The 19,609-nt window shown below is 33.3% G+C and carries 15 protein-coding genes; 8 read left to right on the forward strand and 7 right to left on the reverse strand.

Going from position 1 to position 19,609, the window contains the following annotated elements; genetic code table 11:
- Position 1: 1 nt before the first annotated feature.
- Positions 2-523: a cytochrome b gene (locus tag IC220_RS00430; protein ID WP_188152645.1), complete on the reverse strand. Its 522-nt coding sequence runs from the start codon at positions 521-523 to the stop codon at positions 2-4.
- Between the two features lie 191 nt (positions 524-714).
- Between IC220_RS00430 and IC220_RS00435 the strand changes: the two genes are divergently transcribed.
- Both IC220_RS00435 and IC220_RS00440 read left to right on the forward strand, forming a co-directional pair.
- Positions 715-2,223 (forward strand): YifB family Mg chelatase-like AAA ATPase, encoded by a 1,509-nt coding sequence (locus IC220_RS00435; protein WP_188152646.1) that lies wholly within the window; start codon positions 715-717, stop codon positions 2,221-2,223.
- 82 nt (positions 2,224-2,305) lie between these two features.
- The gene (locus IC220_RS00440; protein ID WP_188152647.1) at positions 2,306-2,797 is read left to right on the forward strand and encodes a hypothetical protein; all 492 of its coding nucleotides are present in this window, start codon (positions 2,306-2,308) and stop codon (positions 2,795-2,797) included.
- A gap of 87 nt (positions 2,798-2,884) precedes the next feature.
- Here the strand turns inward: IC220_RS00440 and IC220_RS00445 are convergent, their stop codons facing one another.
- Complete coding sequence (locus tag IC220_RS00445; protein WP_188152648.1) at positions 2,885-4,330, reverse strand: sensor histidine kinase; 1,446 nt, start codon at positions 4,328-4,330, stop codon at positions 2,885-2,887.
- Between the two features lie 65 nt (positions 4,331-4,395).
- Between IC220_RS00445 and IC220_RS00450 the strand changes: the two genes are divergently transcribed.
- Positions 4,396-5,577, forward strand: a complete 1,182-nt coding sequence (locus IC220_RS00450) for an aspartate aminotransferase family protein (RefSeq protein WP_188152649.1) — start codon at positions 4,396-4,398, stop codon at positions 5,575-5,577.
- Between the two features lie 3 nt (positions 5,578-5,580).
- Here IC220_RS00450 and IC220_RS00455 read toward each other — a convergent pair whose 3' ends face one another.
- The 5 genes from IC220_RS00455 to dcd form a co-directional block, all read right to left on the reverse strand.
- Positions 5,581-6,948 carry a PleD family two-component system response regulator gene (locus tag IC220_RS00455; protein WP_188152650.1) on the reverse strand — a complete coding sequence of 456 codons (1,368 nt, stop codon included), beginning with the start codon at positions 6,946-6,948 and terminating at the stop codon, positions 5,581-5,583.
- Positions 6,923-7,201, reverse strand: a complete 279-nt coding sequence (gene tatB, locus IC220_RS00460; protein ID WP_188152651.1) for a Sec-independent protein translocase subunit TatB — start codon at positions 7,199-7,201, stop codon at positions 6,923-6,925. Before tatB ends, IC220_RS00455 begins: the two co-directional genes overlap by 26 nt.
- Positions 7,194-11,915, reverse strand: a complete 4,722-nt coding sequence (locus tag IC220_RS00465) for an NAD-glutamate dehydrogenase (protein ID WP_188152652.1) — start codon at positions 11,913-11,915, stop codon at positions 7,194-7,196. The genes tatB and IC220_RS00465 overlap by 8 nt, the downstream gene beginning before the upstream one ends.
- Before the next feature lie 200 nt (positions 11,916-12,115).
- On the reverse strand, positions 12,116-13,843 hold the full coding sequence (locus IC220_RS07835) for a hypothetical protein (RefSeq protein ID WP_223158714.1): 1,728 nt from the start codon (positions 13,841-13,843) through the stop codon (positions 12,116-12,118).
- A gap of 246 nt (positions 13,844-14,089) precedes the next feature.
- Complete coding sequence (dcd, locus tag IC220_RS00475; protein ID WP_188152653.1) at positions 14,090-14,647, reverse strand: dCTP deaminase; 558 nt, start codon at positions 14,645-14,647, stop codon at positions 14,090-14,092.
- Between the two features lie 407 nt (positions 14,648-15,054).
- On the opposite strand from dcd, the gene IC220_RS00480 reads away from it, so the two are divergent.
- The 5 genes from IC220_RS00480 to nuoH all read left to right on the forward strand — a co-directional run bounded on the left by IC220_RS00480 (position 15,055) and on the right by nuoH (position 19,580).
- Positions 15,055-15,267 (forward strand): hypothetical protein, encoded by a 213-nt coding sequence (locus tag IC220_RS00480; RefSeq protein WP_188152654.1) that lies wholly within the window; start codon positions 15,055-15,057, stop codon positions 15,265-15,267.
- Between the two features lie 9 nt (positions 15,268-15,276).
- Positions 15,277-17,322 (forward strand): NADH-quinone oxidoreductase subunit NuoG, encoded by a 2,046-nt coding sequence (nuoG, locus tag IC220_RS00485; RefSeq protein WP_188152655.1) that lies wholly within the window; start codon positions 15,277-15,279, stop codon positions 17,320-17,322.
- A gap of 215 nt (positions 17,323-17,537) precedes the next feature.
- Positions 17,538-18,071 carry a hypothetical protein gene (locus IC220_RS00490; RefSeq protein ID WP_188152656.1) on the forward strand — a complete coding sequence of 178 codons (534 nt, stop codon included), beginning with the start codon at positions 17,538-17,540 and terminating at the stop codon, positions 18,069-18,071.
- Between the two features lie 71 nt (positions 18,072-18,142).
- Complete coding sequence (locus IC220_RS00495) at positions 18,143-18,571, forward strand: hypothetical protein (protein WP_188152657.1); 429 nt, start codon at positions 18,143-18,145, stop codon at positions 18,569-18,571.
- Positions 18,555-19,580, forward strand: coding sequence for an NADH-quinone oxidoreductase subunit NuoH (gene nuoH / locus IC220_RS00500; protein ID WP_188152658.1), 1,026 nt, complete (start codon positions 18,555-18,557; stop codon positions 19,578-19,580). Before IC220_RS00495 ends, nuoH begins: the two co-directional genes overlap by 17 nt.
- The last annotated feature ends 29 nt before the right edge of the window (positions 19,581-19,609 follow it).

Consider the following 19,609-nt stretch of genomic DNA (forward strand, 5'->3'; position numbering starts at 1 on the left):
TCTATATAATACGCTTCAGAATATTTTGCTTATCTATAAGTACATGCTTTAAAGCACCAGCTATATGTAAAATTATAAAAAGTATTATAAAGTATGCAAGCGTTGAGTGTAACTCATTAGCCGCATTAGCTAACTCTCTGTTTTCATTAACGAGCAAAGGAATATGAAAAAAGTACTTGATTGCTTTACCGGAAGCTGAAGACATAACATAACCAGATAGTGGCATTAACAGCATCAAAAAGTATAAACCTAAATGTACCATTTTGCTTGCATTAACTGTAAGTGGTGAAAAGTTTACAGGAAATGGTGGAACATAAGTAAAAACGCGAAAAAATATACGTATTATAATCAGTCCTAAAATAGTAATTCCACAAGCTTTGTGGATAGCATAGATGCTAAATTTAATTTCATTACTAAAAGGTAAACTTGTCATATAGAACCCTGAACAAAGCATACCTATGATAAAAATTGCCATTAACCAATGTATAATTCTTAAACCTAAACTATATTTATCTTGCACCATAATTAATTTTCCAAAGATAGCATAACAGATCTATATAACAAAAAAATTATTTTTCAATGAAATTCTTATGTCATAATAAATCTAATTTCTATTATTATAAATTAAATCAGATCACTTATCTTAAAAAGACTATAGCACACTTTACTTTACTACTTATTTAATATATCATATTAAATATTTAATAATACATCATGATAGCAAACATAAACACTGTGGCACTTCAGGGAATCAATACAGTCAATGTTAATGCACAAATTCACATGGCAAATGGGTTACCAGCTTTTAACATTGTAGGGTTACCAGACAAAACCGTTGCAGAATCTAAAGAACGTGTCAGGGCTGCATTAAATTCCATTAACCTTCTATTGCCTCCAAAAAGGATTACAGTTAATCTCTCACCCGCGGATTTGTTGAAGGAAGGCAGTCATTATGATTTAGCTATAGCCATAGGGTTGCTTGTTGTCATGGATATTATAGCAGTTGAAAAGGTCTGCCAATATATTATTATGGGCGAGCTTGCTCTTGATGGAAGAGTGATACCAATTTCAGGAGTATTACCAGCAACAATTCATGCTCAGCGAGAGGAAAAGGGGTTAATTTGCCCAAGAGAAAACGGTATAGAGACTGCCTGGATAAAGGGTGTCTCAATTCTTGCGATAGAGAAATTAACTGACATTATAAAACACTTTAAAGGTGAGCAATTAATTCAACCGATAATTTTTAATTACAATGACTCACCTAAAGAAAAAAGATCAACTTACGACATGAAAGATATAAAAGGTCAAGTTGTTGCAAAAAGAGCAGCTGAAATTGCAGCAGCGGGAGGCCACAATATGCTTCTTGTTGGCCCTCCAGGCACAGGAAAATCAATGTTGGCTAAACGTTTTATGGGGATTTTACCTGATTTAAGTGAATCGGAGATGATAGGTGTTAGTATTATTTCTAGTGTTACAAGGGCTGATAACAGAATGTTTAAGATAGTTCGTCCTTTTCGTGAACCTCATCACTCATGTTCCATGCCGGCAATGATAGGAGGTGGAAAAAGTGTAAAACCTGGAGAGGTTACCATGGCACACAACGGAGTTTTATTTCTTGATGAATTGCCTGAATTTCCAAGATCTGTTCTTGACTCTTTACGTCAGCCACTTGAGGATAAACAAGTTACCATTGCTAGAGCAAATGCTCATGTTACTTACCCAGCCAATTTTCAACTTATAGCTGCTATGAATCCATGTAGATGTGGCCATTTAGGTGATGCAAGTAGGTCATGTCACAAAGCTCCAAGGTGCGGTACAGATTATAGAAATAAAATATCAGGACCACTACTTGATAGAATAGACATATGTGTTGAGATGCCAAGAGTCAGTATATTTTCTCCTGAAATTTCTGCAGAAGGAGAAAGTACTGAAAGCATAAGACAAAGGGTAATAGCAGCAAGAAAAATTCAAACTGAGCGTTATAATAGCTCTAACGTACATTGTAATGCAGAAATAGATGGTGAGGTGTTTAATAAATTTGCTCAACCTGACCAAGCTGGACTGGAGCTTTTAAAGTATGTTTTAAAAGAACACTACATATCCAATAGAGGCTACTCACGGGTATTAAAGGTTGCAAGAACTATTGCAGATCTTGCAAAAAGTGAACAAGTAAAGAGAGAACACATTGCCGAAGCACTGAATTATAGAATCAGATCATATTAAAAAAATAGTTAACATTTGACATGTATCTTCTTTTCGCTGTATACTACCATTAATAAATTTTTGATATTTTAGGAGTAAAATTATGGCAAATACATATGTGGAAAAAATAAAAGAATTTCCTGGCAAGAGTTGGGATTATGTAAAAGATAACAAGGTAAAAACAGCAGTAGGTGTTGGTATTGTGATTGCAGCAGTATTATCTGTAGCTGCTTACTGGGCATTTCCAGCTCTTGGAGTAAAAGCTGCAATACTGACTACATCTACTATCGCTGCTATAAGTGGTGGTTTTGCTGCAGCATTTACGTTTGCAGCAACTAATCCAATAACATTTGGTTTATTAGCAATTGCAGCAGTGACAACAATTGGTGTGCTTGCAGTGAAAAGCTACAATCAAGCAAGTCAACTTAGTGAAGTGCGCGAATTCACATTCGGTGCATTCCAAAAGGGAGATGATGGTTGCTTATTATGTAGTGATGATAATAAGCCTCTTATTCAAAATGGTTCAGCGGAAACAGCATTAGCTAACATAGCAGGAGTGATTGGAGTGATACCAAAAGGCCAGGCGAAAGTTTGAGTTTCTTAAGAAACTAGCTTGCAATAAGGTAAAAAAGGGGATGTTTTCCCATCCCCTTTTTTAAGCAGATACTTAAAAAAGCTGCTGTTAAAAATCCATCGAGTCTTCACACGTTTGTTCTTCGTAAAAGAAATTTAATGTTATTGTAGTACCCAGCTTTGATTCACTTCTAATGTCAAAAGTACCACCCATTAGTTCCACTAGTTTTTTACTTAGTGGTAACCCGATACCTGTTCCTTCATTTCTGTAACCTGAATCTGCCTGACCAAAGACGGACATGACTTTATATATATCTTGTTGCATTATTCCTATTCCATTGTCGCAAAACTCAATGGTTAGTAAATTTCCTTCTATATTATCCTTAATGACCATTCTTATTAAACCATTCTTTGGAGTGAATTTAATTGCATTTGACAATAGATTGATTATGACTTGTTTCATTCTTCTAGGGTCCGCTGTGATTAACAACTGTTTATCAGGCATTTCTTTTTTTAAACTAATTCCTGCCTCCTGTAACTTGGGCAACAACATGTTGGAACATGAGTCTATTATTCTATTTAGGTTGAATTTCACTTTTTCTATTCTTAGACTACTCGCTTCTGCTTTTGAGAAATCTAATACATCATTAATTAAACTAAGTAAGTGCGTGCCGGCACTATATATGTCATCCGCATATTCTCTACATTGAGCATTATCTATAGAACTTGTATTTTTTATTAGCTCTGCAAATCCAATAATTGCATTAAGAGGGGTGCGTAATTCATGCGTTACGCTCGCGAAAAATTTTAGCTTGTTTGCACTTTCTTGTTCTAAAGCTTCTTTTACTTGTTGTAATTCAATGTTAGTTTTGTGTTGCTTAGCCAACACTCGAGTATTGGAGATATTTAAATAATACATTATTAATGTTAAAACTATTAATAATAAACTTATGAAGGTTAAAAGTAGATCGTATATTATGATAGAGGAAATATCATATTTTCGGAAAACTTTAAGAAAAAATGACGGTTTAATGCTATTTTCATAGAAAATGGGAAAAATAGAAATCAACGTATCTTGTATAGTGTAAGATATTTCTTGATTATTCAATAAGCCATCGATTTCATCGTTAGTCAGTAATTGTTCATAATGATAATCCTGCGTACCTAAACTGCTGAATATTATTCTACCATTCTGATCATATAATATTAAATCAACACCTTTTATCCCTTTGCCCATTTGCAATAATTCAGCACGCAATTTTACTAATTGATTGATATAGTCAAGGTTTCTGTATTTCATGTGCTGTTGTTCTACTAATAGATCATGATACCTTTCCACTAATAGGTGCTGGTACTTTTTAATTATGCTATTTTCCAGCGCAATTTTTAAATTTACATTTGCATTGTGATAAGATGAAAGAAAGCTATTTTTTAGCGAATAATTACAATATATAACACTTGATAAAAGCACAAAAATTAGTGCGAGCAACATAAGCACTCTCACATGTTTGTTCTTTTTTAGTAAAGAAAATATCAATTTACTTTGTTTATACATACCCCCCTCATTGTACAACGGTTACTTTTGTGGTATTGATAATTAAGACTTAATATCATATTTTTATGACAATTTCTCCTATCTTACCAGTTTATTCTCCAGTTAATATAAATTTTTCTCACGGTAAAGGTGTTTATTTATACGATTTTAATAATAATCGTTATGTAGACTTTCACTCTGGAATTGGTGTAAATAGTCTTGGCCACGCTAATCCACAGCTAGTTAATGCTTTAAAAACACAAGGAGAAAAATTTTGGCATCTCTCAAATACCTATAATATACCAACTGCTAACAATTTTGCAATTAAGTTAATAAATAGTAGTTTTGCTGACACTGTATTTTTTGCAAATTCTGGGTCAGAAGCAGTGGAGTGTGGTCTGAAGATTGCAAGATCATATCACAATGGAAAAAGTAATAGAAATCGCCATAGAATTTTAACATTTCACGGAGCATTTCATGGTAGAACTTTTTTAACTTGTGCTACAAATGACCAACGGAAATTTTCTAAGTTACTTAATCCTCGCATTGACTGGTGTGATAATGTGGCTCGTGATATTGAAAGCGTGAAGAAAGCAATTTTAAATGACATTGGTACAATATTAATAGAGCCAATACAAGGACAAGGTGGTATAAATGTAATGAGTGCAAGCTTTTTGCAGGAATTAAGGAGTTTATGTGATGAGCATGATATACTTCTATTCTTCGATTGTGTACAGTGCGGTGCTGGTAGAACAGGGAAATTATTTGCATATGAATGTGTAGGTGTGAAACCTGATATATGCGCTCTTGCAAAAGGGATAGGAGGAGGGTTCCCATTGGGGGTTTGTCTTGCAACTGAAAAAGCTGCTCAATACATGGCAGTAGGCATGCATGGTTCCACTTTTGGTGGAAATCCATTGGCGACCTCAATAGGGAATACTATGCTACACGAATTGCTCAATCCTGGTTTTCTAGAAAATGTTGCAGTGAGAGGTAAGTACTTAAAAAATAAGTTAAAAGATCTAGCTCATAAATTTTCAGTTATAGAAGAGGTGAGAGGCAAAGGGTTAATGTTAGGAATAAAAATTAAGGTGGATAATCAAAAATTTGCTGATGAGTTAAGTCACCGTGGTCTACTTACCATTGGAGTAACATCGGATCAAGTAGTAAGAATGTTGCCTCCGTTAATTATTACTGAAGATGAAATTGATGAAGGAATTGAGATTTTAAGCCAATACCTATCAGAAAAATTCTCTAGTTATAGCTAAAGTTTAACTAGCAATTACTCTGTTCCTACCACTATTTTTTGCCTTATATAGACATTTATCAGCACGTTCCACAAACAAATTAATATCTTTAAGGTCAGAGTTTTGTACTTCTGCAACTCCAATACTAACGGTTTTATTAACCACATTATCTAACAGTATAAAAGGCTGTGCAATAACAGTACGTATTCTTTCTGCAATAATATACGCATCTGACACATTAGTATCAGGCATGACAACAACAAACTCTTCACCACCGAACCTGGCTAATAGATCTGTTATTCTAATATTTTCAGAAATTCTTTTCTGCACTTGCTTTAAAATTTCGTCTCCAGCAGTATGACCAAAATTGTCATTGACCATTTTGAAATAGTCTATGTCTAGCATCAATAAAGATAAGTTCCTGCCTTTTGCTATGGAATCCTCAACTATGTTTTTTAAATGCTTATCAAAATATCTTCTGTTGTAACAATTAGTGAGCGGATCTTTTATGGACATTTCCACGTTGTTAAATAAGTTCATTCTTAAAGCATCTTGATATCTTTTTCGCTTTACTTGAGAATTTACTCTAGCTATTAATTCATTCTCGTCTAATGGAACAACTAAATAGTCATTTACCCCTATTTCAAGAGCTTTTATTAGGTTGCTTTTGCTCTGATCTTCGTCGGATAGAATTAAAATTGGTGTGTAACGCGTTTCTAACTTGCTACGAAGTTCAGAACACAGACGTAACCCGCCAATTCCGTGAATTTGCATATTAGAAATAATTAAGTCGTAATCATCTTTGATATCAGCTATATCCATCGGGTTACTTAATATTTCTATCGAACGGAAACATTGCTTTGATAGAATTTCGTATATCCGTTTGGCTTGAGAGACATCCTCATCTATCACTAATATACGACCGTAATAGGTTTCACTTGAATACTCTATTAAACTTCTATCCATTATACCATTCATTTCCGCGTTAGTTTTATTTCTCAAAAGCAATTCATCTATGACAAATTTCAATCGAGTCAATGATTTAATTCTTGCAGATAAAGCAGTTTCATCTATTGGTTTAGTTAAAAAATCATCTGCACCTGCATTTATACCCTTCACTCTATCTTCTGTATCATGTAATGCAGTTACCATAACTATTGGAATATGGGTTGTAATGGGATTATTTTTTAACTCCTTACAAACTTTGAACCCATCCATATTTGGCATCATAACATCAAGTAATACAATATCTGGCTGTTGCGCCATCACTAAATCTATTGCTTCTTGACCGTCACAAGCAGTGATAACCGTATAATACTCTGCTGTAAGTTTAGCTTTTAAAAGCTTGACGTTTGATGATATATCATCAACTACCAGAATTTTTGCTGTCATTATTTTGACCAGATACATTGTAAGAAGGATAGCGTTTCCCGTCTTTACCAATTACATAGGTTATTTCTTCAGTATTATATAAGTCTTCAATTCCAGCATCTTTTAATAACTTTTTAGTTTTAGACTTTATATTCATAATACATCTATATGCTATCCTAACAAAATCAACAAAAACAGGTATTTTTTCTTTATCAAGCACAATTATACTTACTAAAGCAATAACTAAAATTTCTGACAAACCTATGCTAAACATTTTCCTTATAAAGTAAAGACTTTATCCTCCTAATTATAAATATTAATCTACTTAAATCAAGTTTAGAAGTAATCATCTCATTTAAAAGACTATTATGATGTTCTATGTGTCTTTTTTGATTGTTACTCCAGGCTTTTACAGGATTAACTTTGTCAGAGGATTTTATAACTTTAATGGTGAGAGTATAATGATAGTCACTTAAATCGTCTAATGCGTCGCTAATCACGCTACGGTCCCAATATGAAGAGTGGCTTTTCACCTGCAAAGCAGCTTTCCTAATAAGATCGAGTTTAAGTAGCGATTTTAATTCAAAGTATATTTTGCCTACATCAAGTACAGGTAAAGATGTCTTTTCAGCAATCAATATAATGTCCAATGTATAAGCAAGAACACTTAAATTGGCAACTCTTTTGGTCAAACTTTTACTTATATTCAGTTTTAATAAATCATGATTATAAACCTTCAATAAACGCTCATCTAAAATGTCGGCTAAATTTTCATCTAAAGTTTTAATAGTATCACGAAATTTCATAATTTCTGTTAGCTCAGCAAAACCGAACTTGCTAGAATTTTTTACTAACCAAAATGAAACTCTACCGACAAATTTTTGTATATTTCTTACTACTTCCAAATATGCATTAACTTCCACTACTCCATCTAGTTCATCGATTTCTTTCCAAAATGTGTCTAAGTTGTACAGGTAGCTTACCACAACATATATACTAGTTGCTTCATGCACCTTGATGCCAGTATTTTCAACTAAGTTGTTAATGAATATACATCCCATCCTATTTACAACATCATTAGCAATACAGGTAGAAATAATTTCTCTACGAAGTTGGTGTGTAAAGATATAATCCTTGAATTCACTTACTATTTTCTTAGGAAAATAATTTAATAGATAGTCTTGAGAGAGAAAGTCCTTTTCAGGAAGATTAGAATTTATAATTTCATTTTTTATATTTGTCCTAGCATAAGACATTAATACAGAAAGTTGAGGGGGATTTAATCCTAATAACATTTTTGCCATCTCTTCATCAGTTGGAAGAAACTCTATACTTCTATTTAAAAGCCCAGATTTTTCAAGACTGATAAGCAGTCTGTGATGTTGTTCTGAACGGTCCTTTGCTTGCATGACCTCAAGAAGCAATGCCTTTGTTTCAATTTTATTATGGTCATTCAAAACTTTAAACGCAACTTCATCCACCATGCTACTCAACATATCATTTCTTTTTTCTAAAGGAATGCCTTTTTCCTTCATAACTGAAACAAGTGCAATCTTGATATTTACTTCTAAGTCAGAACATATAACGCCAGCTGAATTATCAACAAAATCTGCGTTAATATGTCCACCTTTATTGGCATATTCTATTCTGCCAAGTTGTGTACACCCTAAATTGCCACCTTCTATAAACATAGAGGCTCTAATCTCCTTACCATTTATTCTTAGTGCATCATTAGTTTTATCACCAACAACACTATGACTCTCATCTGTTGCTTTGATAAACGTACCAATTCCCCCATTCCATATAAAATCTACTTTTGCCTTTAGTAAGTATCTAATTAGATCATTTGGAGATAACGTATCTTCTTTAATACTGAAGCATTTTTTCATCTCTTGAGAAATATCAATATATTTGCTACTACGCTCAAACACCCCTCCACCTTGAGAAATTACTTCTTTGCTGTAATCCATCCAACTTGAAAATGGTAATTCAAAAAGGTGCTGACGTTCCTCAAAGCTTTTTTCTGGATCAGGATTAGGGTCAATAAAAATATGAATATGATTGAACGCCCCAATCAAACGTATATTTTTTGAGAGTAGCATGCCGTTTCCAAATAAATCACCGGACATATCACCAATTCCAATAACGCTAACGTTTTGATAAATGTCTTTGTGCATCTTCCAAAAATGCCTTTGTGCTGCAATCCAAGCACCCCTTGCCGTAATACCCATCTTTTTGTGATCATAACCAGCAGATCCTCCAGATGCAAATGCATCACCAAGCCAAAAATTATATTCAGAAGCTATTTGATTAGCATAATCAGAAAAAGAAGCAGTTCCTTTATCAGCAGCAACTACTAAATATGGGTCATCTTCATCATACCTAATTACATCTTTTGGTGGAATTATTTTGCCATCAATAACATTATCTGTAATATCAAGCATACCCCTGATGAAGTTCTTGTAGCATTCAACACCTTTTTCTCTAAAAATATTCGTATCTTGATGGACATGCTTTATAACAAATGCACCCTTTGCACCAACAGGAACAATAACTGCATTTTTTGTCATTTGAGCTTTCATTAAACCTAGAGCTTCAGTGCGAAAATCTTCAGTCCTATCTGACCATCTTAAGCCACCACGTGCTAATTTTCCTCCCCTTAAGTGTATTCCTTCAAAAAGATTCGAATAAACATACAATTCGCGATATGGGTAAGGTTCAGGTAAATGATCTATCTTACTTGAATCAAATTTTATGGATAGATAAGGTTTATCATCTTGATAATAGTTGGTTCTCACAATAGCCATGATTAAATTGAATATTGAACGCAGAATACAATCATGCGAGATATTGCTAATTTCTTCTAGCAAACCTTCAATCTTCTCTTTGAAAATATTGGTGGTCTGTATTCTATCAATATCTATATCGGGGTTAAACCTTGCACGAAATAACTGTATTAAATACTTTACTATTTTCGGATACTCCGAAACCACCTTTTGAATATACTCTTGATTATAGCCAAATGATATTTGTTTTAGGTAAGCGCTTAACGTTCTAACTAGCAGAACTTCTTTGCATTTTAAACCAGCCAGAATGATTAAGCTGTTGAAGTAGTCATTTTTTATTTCTCTTGTAAAAACTTTAGTTAATGTTATTTCAAATTGTTCTTTTAAAGTAATATTATTTACTAATTCATCAACTCGCGATAATACGAAATGATGTATCCATATTCCACCGTTGATTACTATGTAGTAACCATTATGAGAGAGTATTTTGGTTCCTAAATTTTTAGTAATTTTCAGTATTTTTGATAACTCAAGTCCACCATGGCTTGGGGTATACACTTTGAGTTGATAATGTAGATTATTACTAATCAGCCTTAAATCCACTTCACTAGTACCTTTTTTCCGCACTATTTCCAATTTTTTCATATCATAATATGCCTCTTGGGGCTCAAAAATTTCCTGATAGCTCACTGGAAACGCACTGCAATAGCGGATGAATATATCTTCAACAGTGCTGAATGTATTGTATAAATTATCTATAAAACGGTCTTCCCATTTTTCTGTAATATTTCTTAATTTATTTTCTATCTGTAAAACTTCACTATCAAGAATTTTTAAATTGTCAGCCCTTAGAATGATATGTAATTTCATCAAATCGTACTCGTTGATGATATGATGGTGATAAATATCTGAACCTTCAGCATTTATTTCACTTTTTAATATATCACGTATTTTAAACATCAATCTTGCGCTAGCATAACGCATGGGAATTAGTACTATACAACTAATGAAATTTCCTAAATTTCTTAAGAACAACTTAACTCTTGGCTTAATTGCAAGAGACATTATTGAAAGACAGACTTTTAATAATTCATCTTCGTTGGATTGAAATAACTCATCACAAGAAAACGATTGTAGAATAGCAATTAAAGCTTTATTGTTGTGGCCTCCTGCTACAAACCCAGCTCTTTTTTCTATTATCTCAATTTTATCCTTCACAATTGGGATAGTTCTAATATCTTGAACTTCAGCCGCTGAGGTAAATAGTCCAAAAAAACATCTTTCTTTTATTAACTCCCCTTGCTCATCAAACTCACTTATTTGTATACAATTCATATACGTACGGCGGTGAACTATTGAGAGCAGATCTGACCTAAATATATCTACAAGACCAAATTCCGCATAAGAAATTAGTGCATTTTGATATTCGTTACTTACTCTTATCAAACCAAGATTCTCCTCGTTGATAGGCACTAGTCTTCCCTCTTGATTGGGAGTGCATTCTTGATAACCTAAAAATACAAAATTGTTATTTTTTAACCAAATGAGAAAATCTTTAACTTGATCAATAGAATATGACCCTGGAACGTGAACTCCGACTTCTTCTAGTGAACAAAGTTCATTTTTTGCTTCATCAAGCTTTTTCAGCATCAGCTGCCAATCTTTCACAGAGTAATTAACCGCTTTCAGCGTTTTTTGTAGAGATTCCCTTAGTGTATCAACAAAACTATCACTTATACCTTTGATAATTATGTATATAACCGACTCTTTTGTACTATCATTTTTTTCTTCAAAAGAGCAAATATTGTCAATCAGTCCACTTTTTCTTTTTACATTAACAATGCTATTGCTATAGTAGCATATAGTTAAATTATGTGATTTAATGTTAGCGATAACAGAATCAACCAAGAAGGGCATATCATCATTTACTATCTTGAGCGTAGTAAAATTTCCTTCTACTCCTGGTATGTTATTAATATTACATATTGTTAACTTACTTTCGTCTTTTTTTCTCTTAGAAATGAAAGAGTAAGCATCTTCTGCAATATAAAGTAAAAATTTATTGTTTACTCTTAGATCACTGTTATAAACAAAATTATAAAAATACTTAATAAATTCTCTGAGTTTCTCATTTCCCTCTTGATCAGTAAGTTCTAATAGAGATTGAATTACTTTAGTACTAACATTGTAATTAACACACATAATTAAAATTAAATAAAGATATACACAAAAGCTTAAACTTTTTTAACTAAGATTTCCTTATTAAGAGTGTATACAATTAACTTATCATTTTCTACTACTTCTCATGTCAAAATTTTGCAATTGCCATGGAAAGTACAAAGACCACTATGGCACTGTGCAAAATTAAGCTGTATAGAATTGAGTTAATTCAAAAATTAGGGCTACTTCTGCTGCTGTTCCTGAAGCTGCTCAACACGTGAATTATCAATCTTACTGCTACAATTCACTGCATGAGCTTGAAGACAAATTGTTGCAACTACTCCAATAATTATACAAGCTCCTGTGACTATTGCAGCATTAGTACAAATATTACCTATAGTTCCACGAGTAAATATTGCTGTTAACAATGTTGGAATAAATAGATAGAATGCAGGTTTGGTAACATAACTACTAACCTTCTCAGCTTTATATAATGCTTCAAGACAGACTTTCGTTCTTTCAGATCGTATTTCGCATGCTTGTTGAGAGTAATAATTTTTATCTAAAATTTTCAATACTGCACCCAAGCCTCTTGCCATTTCAACTTGTGTTGCTAACCTTTGCTTAAAGTAACTACTCAAACTATTACCATGATCAGAAACAAACCCTTTAGATTTCTCAGAGTATTTGAAAACTTCTTGATATATATGATTACCATCAACGTATCTTAAAGTAAATTTCATTTCAGGATTCAATACACAATTTAAATCATCTGCCTTCTTGTCTATTAAAGCTGCAAATAGTTCTCTATTCTTATCATAGTAAGCAATAAATTCGCTTAGCTTTTCTGATAACTTTCCTAAATCTATTTTTATACCATAAAGCCACAATTGATCCAGATGAATACGAAGTACCGTTAAATAATCTTTAACATTACTGAAGCATAGGTAAAATGATCGACCATGGTCAATTTTTGCCCATAGTTTTTCTTTTGCTTTTTTCATTACTCCAAAATTTTCTGGTTGTATTGTGTCAGCTTCTCCTAGCAATATTTGAGCAGCAAGTATTTCTTCAAACCCTGTTGCACTTTGGTAATCTTCACCCTGTTCTTTAAGGTCAATCAATGTAGTAAACTCACTTAAAAATTTCGATCTTAAATAAAGTTCATCTTGCTTGTTTTCTTCTGCAATTTGCTTTTTAAATTGATCTGTGAACTTGTATTTTTCTTTTGTATATTTTTTATGATCTTCACCACGTTGTGCTGCATCTGCTACAAATCTTTTTTCTGGTAAGTTATTATTTGTTACTAGTTCAATAATTGGAGCTCTATCATACAAAAATAGCTGATATGGATTACCAGCCATATGTTCTCGGACAAAGCTTGCAATATTCAAATCATCGTAACATATGTGGGATTTCGCTTGTTTCCAGGATATATCTATGACATACCTCCTCTTACTTTTAGATGTTGTAAAAGCACTTGGAAATAATTTCAGAGATTGTTCTGATGCTTTATAGAAAGATTTTTCAAACTGTGCCAACAGAGATTGTTTATCCCCTTCTTTCAGTGTACGATTTAAAACAGACTTCATCATAAAAGTTGCCTTATCGTTTTCGGCATATCTATGTTCTGCTTGAAATCCTGAACTACAACCTGCTGCTTTCTCTCCCACTTTTTTAAATTCACTTAAAGGTTGGGGTGTCCGATCATGCAAATGTTTTCTTGGAATTTTTATGCTTTGCTCTTTCTGTTTACTAAATTGTTTTTCTATTCCCCCTAATTCTTCTTCTCTATCTTTCTTGACTTTTTCAAAAAATTTATTCCATCGCTCTTGAAGTTGTTCTTTTATTCCCCCTAATTCTTCTTCTCTATCTTTTTTGATTTTTTCAATAAATTTATCCCATTGCTTTTGATTAAAAGCCCCTAACTCTGATTCATTATTTACATTGTTCTGGTTTGCACCCGGCATAATTCTCCTAATATCAAAAATATATTAATTTAATATTAAACTATATTCATTAAAATATCAACTATTTTTATATACATATAATAAATAATATAAAGATATTAATTTAATGCCAGAAAAACAAATCTAAACCTTTTTAACTAAGATTTCATCATTAAGAGTATATACAACCAACTCATCATTTTCTCTCACCTCTCATGCTAAAATTTAGTAATTGTCATCAAAAATAGGTTTTGCAAGAGATCTAGATCACTTTACTAACGGTAAAGTAATGCCATGCTGATTCATGTATTTCCCTTTCATATCATCATATGACTTTTCACATCCACTTTCACCGCTTAAAAACACAAATTGGCATGCTCCTTCATTAGCATAAATTTTTGCAGGAAGTGGTGTAGTATTTGAGAATTCTAACGTTACATAACCTTCCCATCCAGGTTCTAATGGTGTGACGTTAACTATAATCCCACATCTTGCATAGGTTGATTTACCAACGCAAATAACCATAATGTTTCTTGGTATGCGAAAGTACTCAATTGTGCTTGCAAGTGCAAAACTATTTGGCGGAATAATGCATACATCTGTTTCTTTATCGATGAAACTATTTTCAGAAAAATTTTTGGGATCAACTATAGCTGAATTTACATTAGTGAAAATCTTAAATTTATTATCCACCCTTGCATCGTATCCATAAGATGATAGTCCAAAAGATATTACACCTTTGCTGTTTTTATGATCAACAAAAGGCTCAATCATCCCTGAACTTCTAGCTTGTTCCCTGATCCATTTATCTGGCATAACTGCCATAACTACTCTTTAAAGTTACCCATAATAAGAAATTAAAGCTCAAATTATGAATAAAAGCAAACACTTTTATCGTTTAGATGTATAGCTCAAAATAAATCCTCCGTGAAGAGAGCGAAGGTAAGTTATCCGAAAAATTGATAAAAATCCCAAGTTCACTAAATTTGCGATAATATTGAACTTCATAATTATCTTTCCTTTGAAAATTGCGATAAACGTTGAACATAATCCAAAAAATTTTCTTTTATAACAATAATGGCTCTTCCTTATTTCAATGGAGCCATTTTACACCTTTTTTTCTACCTTCATTTACTTTTCTTTTCATAGGTGACCCTATTTTTAAACTATATTAATATTGACGCTATATACTTAAGTGTTAAAATAAAATAAAAAGTTTTTAGGAGATAGATATGGCAGCAGGTGGTAAAGCAAAAACGGCTAGTAAAAATAACCCTACTCAGCGTAAAAAAGCTGAGCAGAAAATGTATAAAGATAAGCCAGTAAAGCCTGCTAGATATATTGATCGTGATTTACGCATGAATTATATGTCTGCAGAATATGAAAATGGCAGCCTAGTTGAAGATGAAGCTAGTGGTGATCCTATAAAGTGGGAAGCAGTTTAAGTTGAGTTTGTGGTTAAAGTTACTATCAATTCCAAGGAGTGTGAAGTAGAGCAAGGATTTACTATAATCCAAGCTTGTGAAGTGGCCGGTGTTGAGATTCCAAGATTTTGCTACCATGAACGGTTAGCGATTGCAGGTAATTGTAGAATGTGTTTGGTAGAAGTGGAAGGTGGTCCTCCAAAGCCTGTAGCATCTTGCGCAATGCCAGTTGCAGAAGGTATGGTTATTCACACAGAGACTCCAAAAGTGAAGAAAGCACGTGAAGGTGTACTCGAATTTTTACTGATTAATCACCCTCTAGATTGTCCTATTTGTGATCAAGGCGGCGAGTGTGATTTGCAAGATATCACTATGGCATATGGAAGAGGAGTCAGTAGGCTTGATGAAAATAAAAGAGCTGTACCAAAGAAAGATTTTGGTCCTCTAATTGAAACCGCAATGAATAGATGTATTCATTGTACACGATGTGTTAGATTTCTGTCTGATATTGCAGGGACTCCTGAATTAGGAGGAATTGGTAGAGGAGAAAATGTAGAAATTAGCACTTATATAAAACAACACCTAAGTTCTGAGTTATCAGGTAACATAATAGACCTTTGCCCTGTAGGTGCCTTAACTTCTAAGCCTTATTCCTTTAAAGCACGTTCATGGGAACTTTCACATTGTGAAACTATAGATGTGCTAGATGCTGTAGGCAGTAACATTAGGGTTGACTCCCGTGGTCCTAAGGTTATGAGAATATTGCCGAGACTGAATGAAGAAATTAATGAAGAATGGATATCAGACAAAACTCGCTTCGCTTGTGATGGGTTGGCAGTGCAGCGTCTTGATCGTCCATATGTAAAAAAGGAAGGAAGATTAGTTCCAGTCAGCTGGCATGAAGCATTGACTATTGCTGCAAAAAAATTGAGCAGTACTAAATCAAATAAAATCGCTGCAATTGCAGGTGATTTAGCGGATTGTGAGTCGATGCTGCTATTAAAAGAGTTTATGCAAAAGCTAGGTTCGGGAAATATAGATTGCAGGCAGGACGGTGCGAAATTAATACCGAATAATCGTGCATCTTATGTATTTAACACTACTATTGAAGGCATAGAAAAGGCAGATTTGTGTTTGCTTATCAATACAAATCCAAGAACAGAAGCGCCTATAATTAATGCACGCTTAAGAAAGAGATATCTACAAGGTGGCTTCAATATTGCAAGCGTTGGTCCTGATATTGAGTACTTATATCGCGTTGCAAAATTAGGTGATAATCCTAGTATTTTGAGTGAAATAGCAGATGGAAGTCATAAATTTTGTAAACTGCTAAGTGCTGCAAAAAATCCTATGCTGATTATAGGTCAGGATGCTTTAATACGAGATGATTCTGATTCGATTTTAACTTTAGCGGGCGAAATCGCAGAAAAATTTAATATGATCAGAGATGACTGGAATGGCTTTAACGTTTTACACAAAGCAGCCGCAAGAGTTGGCGGTCTCGATGTTGGATTTGTTCCTAAAAGAGGTGGAAAGGATACCAAGCAGATACTAGAGCATGCAGAAGGTGGTAAAATAGAAGTTGTTTACCTTCTCGGTGCAGACGAAATTGATACGTCAAAATTAGAAAATACATTTGTAATTTATCAAGGTCATCATGGTGATAGAGGGGTACATGTGGCGGATATCATATTACCAGGTGCTGCATATACAGAAAAGTGTGCAACTTATGTAAATACTGAAGGTCGGGTACAGAGAACAAATTTGGCGGTATTTCCTCCTGGTGAAGCGAAGGAGGACTGGTTGATCATTAAAGATCTTTCACAGCATTTAGGTATTTCTTTAGTTTACGATAGCTTATATGACATAAGAAAACAGTTAGATACCATCGGTCCACAATTTAGAAAACATGACCAAGCAATAAAAAATAAATGGGTATCCATTAGTTGCGGTAAAATGAGCTTAAGAGATACACCTTTCTCCTTAAAAGAGTACAATTTTTACATGACAGATCCAATAAGCCGCGCTTCAAAAACAATGGCAAATTGCACTAAATCTTTTCAGGAATTAAAATAATGTATTATGAGAGAGTGTGGCTGACGTGTATATTGTTTGGGTCCATTTTGTCAATGCTTCAAGTTGTTTCTTGCATGGTAATATTAAAACTATCACACACTTGGTTAACATATTTTAGATATAAAACAGATACGCGAGTAAACGTATTCCATATCCTTATTCAAGGGTTGATTTTCGCTTTAGCATTAACTGTCTATATTGTTTATACTTTTATCATGACTCAATTTGGAATTCAGGAACAAGAGATAATGGATATTAGTTTAAATTATGTAAGGCCATGCTTATCTACTTTGTTAAGCGTTCTTTTGTTATATTATGAAAAGCATGCAACACGCTTACAAACAAGAGAAGATAAGGTTAAAATGGCTAATTGTTTTGCTGTATTAGCGTTGTTAGCTTTTTTGACTATTGATTTTTGGCATAGTGGCTGGGAAGATATTACGCTAATACTTCCAATATTTTTAGTTGTGCATATAATGTCAACTTATGCAGCAGTAATAGCGATTTCTCTCTTGGGACTATTAGCACCCTTTAAAATTGAAATTGCTTTATTTATGTGGAATATGGATTTTTTCGATCCTTTTATGAGCTTCTTTCTTGTATTGTCGTTACTATCAGTAGTATATACAATGTGTATTCGTGGTAAAATAAGAGGTGGAAGATTGAAAAATGTAGCAATTACTTCCATGTTGACATTATTGTTTATTTTATCTACCATGATAAACATACAAATTCCTATGATACGATGATTTGATGTTTAATTTTATAAGATAGCTTTGTTATCAGGGTTGTGTGTACTTATGTGTGAATGATTATGGTTATGCTAGTTAATATCTTATTTATTCTAACTCCTTTTTTACTGCCAGTTTTGCTTTACCTTGAACATAGAGCAAATTTTGTCCAAGATCCAAATACAGTAGAGAACCCATACAAGTTAATACAATTTATTGTAGATATTATAAAAATATTTACTGATGGACCTGTGTGGATGGGTATTACGTTTTTTGTGCTTACCAAAGACAGTGGAAACTATTTTTCTTCTATGGTAATTATAGTTATGTTACTTTTATTATTGAGCGTGTGCATACCATATTGCTGCACTAGACCGAAAGATAATACACAAAGAAATATAGTGGCTGTTCTTACCCTAATAGCATCATCTGCTTTATCCAGAATACTTGCTATGTTTTTTATAACAGTGATTATAAATTATTTCTTTAACTTAGAGTTGTATGCTTTTAGTGCTTAAAATTATTTTTCTTCTTGTACCGCTGCTACTCTCGGTAGCGTATCTAGTGTACTTTGAACGCAAGGTAATTGGTGCAATTCAGTTAAGGCATGGTCCAAGTGTAGTTGGACCTTTTGGTCTGCTACAGCCATTTGCAGATGCCATTAAATTAATAATTAAAGAACCGATAATACCACTAAAAGCAAATACCATATTGTTTATTATAGCTCCAATGTTAACCTTTATTTTAGCATTAATTGCTTGGGCAGTTATACCTTTTGGTGCTGAGATAATCACGAAAAATGGTCAGCAAGTAGTGATTCCCAAGGTTATTTCTAACATAAATGTTGGTGTGCTATATGTATTGGCTATATCATCTTTAGGGGTATACGGAATAGTTATAGCAGGTTGGTCAAGTAATTCCAATTATGCCTTTCTAGGTGCTATAAGATCAGCTGCTCAAATGATTTCATATGAAGTTTCAATAGGACTAGTAGTTGCTACAGTTGTGATCACAACTGGTACATTAAATCTTGGAGGGATGGTAGTAGCAAAGTATAACATGCCATTTTGGATTGATTTACTGCTGGCGCCTATGGCAGTAATATTTTTTATTTCTCTTCTTGCAGAAACTAATCGCCATCCTTTTGACTTACCAGAAGCTGAGGCAGAACTTGTCACTGGTTATAATGTTGAGTATTCATCTATGCCTTTTGCTCTCTTTTTTCTTGGAGAATATGCAAACATGATTTTAGCAAGTGCTATGATGACGATATTCTTTCTGGGAGGATGGTATCCACCATTAGAGTTTAATTTACTCTATAAAATTCCTGGCTTAATTTGGTTTGTTGCAAAGATGGTCACACTTTTATTTATATTTATTTGGATCAGAGCAACAATACCTCGCTATCGCTATGATCAATTAATGCGTCTTGGTTGGAAAGTATTTTTGCCTATATCAGTATTGTGGGTGATTTTAGTTTCAGGAATATTGTTATTCACTGGCAATTTGCCTACTACATTAAATTAAGCACTTTAAAGACTTTAACAATAAAATTG

Source organism: Wolbachia endosymbiont of Pentalonia nigronervosa, from assembly GCF_014534705.1.
Taxonomy (GTDB): Bacteria; Pseudomonadota; Alphaproteobacteria; order Rickettsiales; family Anaplasmataceae; genus Wolbachia.